The sequence below is a fragment of the Verrucosispora sp. SN26_14.1 genome (genome assembly GCF_004307965.1).
Taxonomy (GTDB): Bacteria; Actinomycetota; Actinomycetes; order Mycobacteriales; family Micromonosporaceae; genus Micromonospora.
Map to the genome: position 1 here is coordinate 1 of NZ_SISL01000287.1, position 7768 is coordinate 7768.

Sequence of the window (7768 nt, forward strand, 5' to 3'; positions counted from 1 at the left end):
GCCGACGCTGACACGGCCGGCGCCGTCGCCGGGGTCGGCGCGAGCCCGAGCCGGAGCCCGCCGTCGAGGCGGAGGTCGAGGAGGAGCCCGCGGCGGAGGCCGACGAGGCCGACGACGAGGACGAGGACGGCTCGGGTCGGCGTCGCCGTCGACGTGGCCGTCGGGGTCGGGGCCGGGGCAAGGGTGGCGCCGAGGACTTCGACGAGACCGACGAGAACGAGGCCGAGGAGGCCGTCCAGAGCGACGCGGACGAGACCGAGACCGAGTCCGACGAGAGCGGCGACGAGGGCGACGGCGACGGGATGACCCGGCGTCGGCGTCGGCGCCGCCGCCGGGGGGCCGGTGACACCGAGGGGGGCGCCGACGACGGCGTACCCACCGTGGTGAAGATCCGGGAGCCGCGCCGCACGGTCGACGAGGTGCAGGGCGTCTCCGGTTCGACCCGGTTGGAGGCCAAGCGGCAGCGCCGCCGGGACGGCCGCGAGCAGCGCCGGACCCGCCCGCCGATCCTGAGCGAGTCGGAGTTCCTGGCCCGCCGCGAGGCGGTCGACCGGGTGATGGCGGTACGCCAGCGCGGTGACCGCACCCAGATCGCCGTCATGGAGGACGGCGTGCTGGTCGAGCACTACGTCACCCGCAACTCGGCGGGCACCATGGCCGGGAACGTCTATCTCGGCAAGGTGCAGAACGTGCTGCCGAGCATGGAGGCGGCGTTCGTCGACATCGGCCGGGGCCGCAACGCCGTGCTGTACGCGGGCGAGGTCAACTGGGACTCCACCGGCCTGGAGGGGCGGGCCCGCTCGATCGAGCAGGCGCTCAAGTCCGGCGACTCGGTGCTGGTGCAGGTCACCAAGGACCCGATCGGGCACAAGGGCGCGCGGCTGACCAGTCACGTCGCGCTCTCCGGTCGGCACCTGGTGTACGTGCCCGGCGGCAACGCCTCCGGGATCAGCCGCAAGCTGCCGGACACCGAGCGCAAGCGACTGCGTGACGTGCTGAAGAAGCTGGTGCCGGACGGTGCCGGCGTGATCGTCCGGACCGCCGCCGAGGGCGCCAGCGAGGACGAGCTGGCCCGTGACGTCAAGCGGCTCCAGGCGCAGTGGGAGGACATCCAGGCCAAGTCCACCGAGGGTGGCGCGCCGGTGCTGCTCTACGAGGAGCCGGACCTGGTCATCCGGGTGGTCCGGGACCTGTTCAACGAGGACTTCCGCGAGCTGGTGATCGAGGGCGACCAGTCCTACGACATGGTCGAGTCGTACCTGTCGCACGTCTCGCCGGACCTTGTCGCCCGGCTGCGCCGGCACGTGGGCACCACCGACGTGTTCGCCGCGCACCGCATCGACGAGCAGATCCTCAAGGGGCTCGACCGCAAGGTCTTCCTCCCCTCCGGCGGTCACCTGGTGATCGACCGGACCGAGGCGATGACCGTGGTCGACGTCAACACCGGCAAGTACACCGGGGCGGGCGGCAACCTGGAGGAGACCGTCACCCGCAACAACCTGGAGGCGGCCGAGGAGATCGTCCGTCAGCTGCGGCTGCGGGACATCGGCGGCATCGTGGTGATCGACTTCATCGACATGGTGCTGGAGTCGAACCGGGAGCTGGTGCTGCGCCGGTTGACCGAGTGCCTGGGCCGGGACCGCACCAAGCACCAGGTCACCGAGATCACCTCGCTGGGTCTGGTCCAGATGACCCGCAAGCGGATCGGCGCCGGGCTGCTGGAGGCGTTCAGCGAGACCTGCGACTGCTGCAAGGGTCGCGGCCTGGTCATCCACACCGAGCCGGTGCCGGAGAAGCCACGGTCCGGTGGCCCGGAGAAGGTGAAGGCGGTCGCCACGGCCACGCCGGCCGCCGAGCAGACGAGCGGCTCGTCGCGGCGTCGGGGCCGCAAGGGCGCCGCAGAGCGGACCGTCGTAGAGGTCGCCGAGACCGAGGAGACCGCCACCGCCACGGCGGACGCGGACTACCACGACACGATGGGCTACGACCTGTCCCGGTACGAGACGGAGACGCCGGTCGCCCCGGACGTGGCCGACAGTCAGCAGGGCGAGTCGGCCCGGCTGGCCGCTCCGGACGACCCGGACGCGCTGGGCGAGAGCGACGAGGAGGAGGGTGCCGAGGGTGGCACCGGCCGCCGTCGCTCCCGGCGTGGTGGCGCGCGCCGCCGTACCCGACCCTGAGCACGCTGCGGTGCACCTGACCGGTCCACCGCACCGACGTCGATGAGCCCCGCCCGCGGTGACGTCCGCCGGGCGGGGCTCCGGCGTATCGTGACGCGGGTGCGGCCGGCCGGGTGACGCCACGGCCGGTGACCGGGTGGTGGCCGAGCGGTGGCCCGGTCCGGTGGGGGTGGCCCGGTTTGGGACCGGCCGCGACCATGGCGTACGCTAGCCTGCGGCGCACTTTGGTGTGCCGAGTTCCCGTGTGCCCGCGCCGCCGTGCCTCTGCTACCCGGCGAGCCGCCGCGGGGACGACCGCCAGCAGCCTCAACGACAGGGAGTCCGCCTCCGATGTACGCGATCGTCAAGACCGGCGGCAAGCAGTACAAGGTCGCCGAGGGCGACGTGATCGAGGTCGAGAAGCTCGCCGGTGCCCCCGGCGACGCGGTGAAGCTCGCCGCGGTGCTCCTCGTCGACGGTGACGACCTGGTGACCGACGCGGCCAAGCTTGCCGAGGTCGAGGTGTCCGGCGAGATCGCCGCGCACACCAAGGGCCCGAAGATCCGGATCCACAAGTTCAAGAACAAGACCGGCTACCACAAGCGCCAGGGTCACCGCCAGCCGCTGACCCAGGTCAAGGTGACCGGCATCTCCAGCGGGAAGTAGGTCGTTCTCAGATGGCTCACAAAAAGGGTGCGTCCAGCTCGCGTAACGGCCGTGACTCCGCGGCCCAGCGGCTCGGCGTGAAGCGCTTCGGTGGTCAGGTCGTCAGCGCGGGCGAGATCATCGTCCGGCAGCGCGGCACCAAGTTCCACCCCGGTGACCTGGTCGGCCGTGGAGGCGACGACACGCTCTTCGCGCTCTCCGCCGGTGCGGTCCAGTTCGGCACCAGGCGCGGTCGCAAGACCGTCAGCATCGTGCCGCAGCAGTAGCTTCGAGGCGAAGCGGGCCGTGGACCTGATGTCCCGGCCCGCTTCGTCATTTCTCACGCGGGGTAGCGCCCCGCTGGAAGGATTGCGGCGTGACGACGTTCGTTGACCGGGTCGTTCTGCACCTGCAGGCCGGCGACGGCGGGCACGGTTGTGTGTCGATCCACCGGGAGAAGTTCAAGCCGTTCGGTGGCCCCGACGGCGGTAACGGCGGCCACGGCGGCAGTGTGTCGCTGGTGGTCGACCCGCAGGTGCACACGCTGCTCGACTTCCACTTCCGTCCGCACGTCAAGGCGCAGAACGGTCGCGGTGGCGCGGGTTCCAACCGGGACGGCGCCAACGGCGGCGACCTGGTGCTCACCGTGCCGGACGGCACGGTCGTGCAGACCGCCGACGGCACCGTGCTGGCCGACATGGTCGGTGCCGGCACCACCTTCGAGGTGGCCCGGGGCGGGCGTGGTGGCCGGGGCAACGCCTCGCTGGCCAACTCCCGCCGGAAGGCACCCGGTTTCGCCGAGTTGGGCGAGCCGGGGGAGCAGCTGGACGTCGTGCTGGAGCTCAAGAGCGTCGCCGACGTCGGCCTGGTGGGCTTCCCGTCGGCCGGCAAGTCGTCGCTGATCTCGGTGATCTCGGCCGCCAAGCCGAAGATCGCCGACTACCCGTTCACCACCCTGGTGCCGAACCTCGGCGTGGTGCGGGTCGACAACCACACCTTCACCGTCGCCGACGTGCCCGGACTGATCCCGGGTGCCGCCACCGGCAAGGGCCTGGGGCTGGAGTTCCTGCGGCACGTCGAGCGGTGTGCCGTCCTGGTGCACGTGATCGACACCGCGACGCTGGAGCCGGGCCGGGACCCACTGGCCGACATCGACACCATCGAGGCGGAGCTGGCCGAGTACGGCGGTCTGGCAGACCGGCCGCGCATGGTGGCCCTGAACAAGATCGACGTGCCCGACGGCCGGGACCTCGCCGAGATCGTCCGGCCCGACCTGGAAGCGCGCGGTCTGCGGGTCTTCGAGGTGTCGGCGGCCACCCGGGAGGGTCTCAAGGAGTTCATCTACGCGATGGCCGAGCTGGTGGCGCAGGCGCGGGCCGCGGTGCCGCCGGCCGAGCCGACCCGCATCGTGATCCGGCCCAGGGCGGTCGACGACGCCGGGTTCACCGTCGAGGTGCAGGACGACGGCTCCTACACGGTGCTCGGTGGCCGTCCGGAGCGGTGGGTGCGCCAGACGAACTTCGACAACGACGAGGCGGTCGGCTACCTCGCCGACCGGCTGGCCCGACTCGGCGTGGAGGAGCACCTGGCGAAGGCCGGTGCCCAGCCGGGCGACCTGGTGCGCATCGCGGACCGGGAGTTCGACTGGCGGCCGACCCTCTACGCCGGGGCCGACTACGTGCCGGGCTCCCGGGGCCGCGACGAGCGGCTGGAGGAGAAGACGAACCGTGCCAACGCGGCGGAGCGGTTGGCGGCCCGCAAGGCGCGCCGGCAGCGGCCGGTGGACGAGGTGGAGGCGGCTCCGGCACCGGACGACGCCGGATAGCGCGCCACCGGCCGACACGGGTTCGACTGCCGGCGACCGTCACGTCGAGGTGGTCGGGCCCGGTCAGGGGCGGTCCAGCGGGTCGTCCAGCCGTCCGCCGGTGCCCGCACGGCGGGAGAGCAGCAGACCGAGGGCCAGCATCCCCAGGGCCAGGCCGAGGTGCAGCCAGTTGTCCGCGCCGTTGACCGGGATGAAGTTGGCGCCCGCCTGGTCGACGACGACCAGGCCGTAGATCCAGAGCACCAGGTACACCGCGCCGCCGCCGATCAGGAACAGACGTGCCCCGGCCACGCTGCGGGCCAGCGCCAGACCGGCCACCCCGAAGGCGAGGTGGACCAGGTTGTGCAGGACCGAGACCTGGAACACGCCGAGCAGCTTCGCCTCGGAGTGGTGGCCGGCGAAGGACAACTCGCCGTAGTTCGTGGTGATGCCGGGAACGAACCCGAGCACCCCGATCAGGAGGAAGACCACCGCCAGCACCAGTGCGGCGAGCTGGGCGCGGGTTCTGCGCCGGGTCGGCTTCTCCAGCGACCTGTGCGCCATCGTCGTCACCTCCGTGAGCCCGCGACCGTCGCGGGGTGGGTCCCCGGCTCCGACGATCTCGCATGTGCGCCGCCGTCGGGGGCGACTCCGGAGAAATGACGACTCTGGTGGGGCCCTGCGCACCGTGTGCCCCGGTCCGGCACGGCGGGACGAACCCGCCGACCGGGGCGACCGGCGGTGGGCTCAGTCCAGGTCGAACTCGCCGTCCTGGGCGCCCGCGACGAAGGCGTCCCACTCGGCCTGCGTGAACACCAGCACCGGGCCGTCCGGCTCGGCGGAGTTACGCATACCGATGAGGTCGTCGACGAAGGCGACCTCCACCGCCGCCTCCGAGGTGTCGCCCTCGGCCCGCTGCCAGACCGCCCGGGAGAGGTCGAAGTCACCCTTGGGGTGCGCTGTCATTGCGTCAGTCCTCCAGTACAGGGAAATTGGGGAAGCTCGTTCGATGCCTCATCGGGCAGGATAAGCGGATGCCGAGCCTGAGCCGTGCAGAGTCGACCGCGCGTGGCGCGTCGATCTCCGTCGTTTCCTACCACGTGGACCTCGACCTCACCGGTGGCGACGAGCGGTTCCGCTCGCTGGTCACGATCCGGTTCCGGGCCACCGGCAGCGAGACCTTCGCCGAGGTGAAGCCCGCGAGCCTGCTGGCGGTACGCCTCAACGACCGTGACCTCGACCCGGCCGCCTTGGACGACAACCGGCTCGTCCTGACCGGGCTGGCCGAGGAGAACACGCTGACCGTCGAGGCGGAGATGGCGTACACGAACACCGGTGAGGGGCTGCACCGGTTCGTGGACCCGGCCGACGGTGAGACCTACCTGTACGCGATGTCCTTCCTGGACGACGTGCAACGCATCTTCGCCGCCTTCGACCAGCCCGACCTGAAGGCGCCGGTCACGCTCGCGGTCACCGCACCGGAGCACTGGACGGTCGCGGCGAACGGCGCGCTGGCCGCCAACCCGGCACCCGGGCGCTGGGAGTTCACCCCCACGCTGCCCATAGCCACGTACTTCTTCACGCTGATCGCCGGCCCCTGGCACGTCCGGCGGGACAGCCACGACGGCATCCCGCTGGGGGTGTACTGCCGCCGGTCGTTGGCCGAGCACCTGGACGCCGACGCCGACGAGATCTTCACCATCACGAAGCAGTGCCTGGACCGGTTCCACCAGCTCTTCACCGAGCGGTACCCGTTCGGCAAGTACGACCAGGCGTTCGTGCCGGAGTTCAACGCCGGGGCGATGGAGAACCCGGGCCTGGTGACCTTCCGCGACGACTACGTCTTCCGCTCGGCGGTCACCGACTCCGAGCGGGAGGAGCGGGCCACCACCATCGCCCATGAGATGGCGCACATGTGGTTCGGTGATCTCGTCACCATGCGCTGGTGGGACGACCTGTGGCTGAACGAGTCGTTCGCCGAGTACCTCGGCACCCGGGTCACCGCCGAGGCGACCCGGTTCGACCAGGCGTGGACGACCTTCGCGCTGCAACGCAAGGCCTGGGGGTACGCCGCCGACCAGCGCCCCTCCACCCACCCCGTCGCGCCCGAGGAGGTGGCCGACGCGGCGCAGGGGCTGCTCAACTTCGACGGCATTTCGTACGCCAAGGGCGCCAGCGTGCTGCGGCAACTGGTCGCCTGGCTCGGTGACGAGGCGTTCCTGGCCGGTCTGAACGATCACTTCGCCCGACACCGGTTCGGCAACGCCACCCTGGCGGACCTGCTCGACAGCCTGGGTGCCGCCAGCGGCCGGGACCTCACCGACTGGGCGGAGCCGTGGCTGCGTACGGCGCAGGTGAACACGCTGCGGTCCGAGGTGCGGCTGGACGCCGACGGCCGGTACGCCGAGGTGGCCGTGGTGCAGACCGCCCCGCCGTCGCACCCGGTGCTGCGTCCGCACCGCATCGGCGTCGGCCGGTACGCCGTCGACGGCACCGCCGAGCGGCAGGAGGTCGACCTCGACCCGAAGGCCGACGACGGTCGTACCGTGCTCACCGGGTTGGTCGGCGAGCCGGCGGCGGCGGTCCTGCTGCCCAACGACGGTGACCTGACGTTCGCCAAGATCCGTCTGGACCCGGCCTCGGCCGACGCCGTGCCACTCCTGCTGCCCCGGCTGGCCGACCCGCTGGCCCGGGCGCTGCTCTGGGGCGAGGCGCTGGACGCCGCCACCGACGGGGAACGGCCGGTGCCGGCGGTGGTGGACCTGATCGAGGCGGCGCTGCCCGCCGAGACCGAGGTGATCATCGCCGAGGACGTGCTGGCGCTGAGCCGGTCGCTGGTCGACCGCTACCTCGACCCGGCGGCCCGGCAGACGGCCCTGGCCCGGATCGCCGACGCCTGCCGCCGGTTGCTCGACGGTGCCGCGCCGGGGGAGTCGTTGCAGTTGGCCGCCGCGCGGGGCCTGATCGCCGTGACCACCGACGCCGACCTGCTGGGCGGCTGGCTCGCCGGTCGGGGCGTACCGGCCGGGTTGGCCGTCGACACCGAGCTGCGCTGGTCCGTCCTGGCCCGGCTGGTGGTGCTGGGGGCCGCCGGTGCGGCCGAGATCGCCGCCGAGGCGGACACCGACCCGAGCGCCGCCGGCGCGGAGCGGGCCGCCAC

At 72.1% G+C, this 7768-nt stretch carries 6 protein-coding genes and 1 pseudogene; 5 read left to right on the forward strand and 2 right to left on the reverse strand.

Annotation, left to right across the window (positions count from 1 at the left end):
• Positions 1 to 17: 17 nt before the first annotated feature.
• From EYA84_RS21830 to obgE, 4 genes and pseudogenes are all read left to right on the forward strand, one after another.
• Positions 18 to 2180: pseudogene (locus tag EYA84_RS21830) on the forward strand (Rne/Rng family ribonuclease); the annotation flags it as partial.
• A gap of 330 nt (positions 2181 to 2510) precedes the next feature.
• On the forward strand, positions 2511 to 2825 hold the full coding sequence (gene rplU / locus EYA84_RS21835; protein WP_117229528.1) for a 50S ribosomal protein L21: 315 nt from the start codon (positions 2511 to 2513) through the stop codon (positions 2823 to 2825).
• Between the two features lie 11 nt (positions 2826 to 2836).
• Positions 2837 to 3091 (forward strand): 50S ribosomal protein L27, encoded by a 255-nt coding sequence (gene rpmA / locus EYA84_RS21840; RefSeq protein ID WP_091077796.1) that lies wholly within the window; start codon positions 2837 to 2839, stop codon positions 3089 to 3091.
• An 89-nt stretch (positions 3092 to 3180) separates the two neighbouring features.
• Positions 3181 to 4629: a GTPase ObgE gene (obgE, locus tag EYA84_RS21845; RefSeq protein WP_131054910.1), complete on the forward strand. Its 1449-nt coding sequence runs from the start codon at positions 3181 to 3183 to the stop codon at positions 4627 to 4629.
• A gap of 63 nt (positions 4630 to 4692) precedes the next feature.
• Here the strand turns inward: obgE and EYA84_RS21850 are convergent, their stop codons facing one another.
• Together EYA84_RS21850 and EYA84_RS21855 are read right to left on the reverse strand one after the other, a co-directional pair.
• Positions 4693 to 5172: a DUF4383 domain-containing protein gene (locus tag EYA84_RS21850; protein WP_131054911.1), complete on the reverse strand. Its 480-nt coding sequence runs from the start codon at positions 5170 to 5172 to the stop codon at positions 4693 to 4695.
• Positions 5173 to 5355: 183 nt separating this feature from the next.
• A complete protein-coding gene (locus EYA84_RS21855; protein ID WP_093407559.1) occupies positions 5356 to 5574 on the reverse strand; it encodes a DUF397 domain-containing protein in 219 nt (72 codons plus the stop codon).
• Between the two features lie 68 nt (positions 5575 to 5642).
• Here EYA84_RS21855 and pepN point away from each other — a divergent pair.
• Positions 5643 to 7768, forward strand: a 2126-nt coding sequence (gene pepN / locus EYA84_RS21860) for an aminopeptidase N (protein ID WP_131054912.1), incomplete at its 3' end; no start/stop codon positions are given.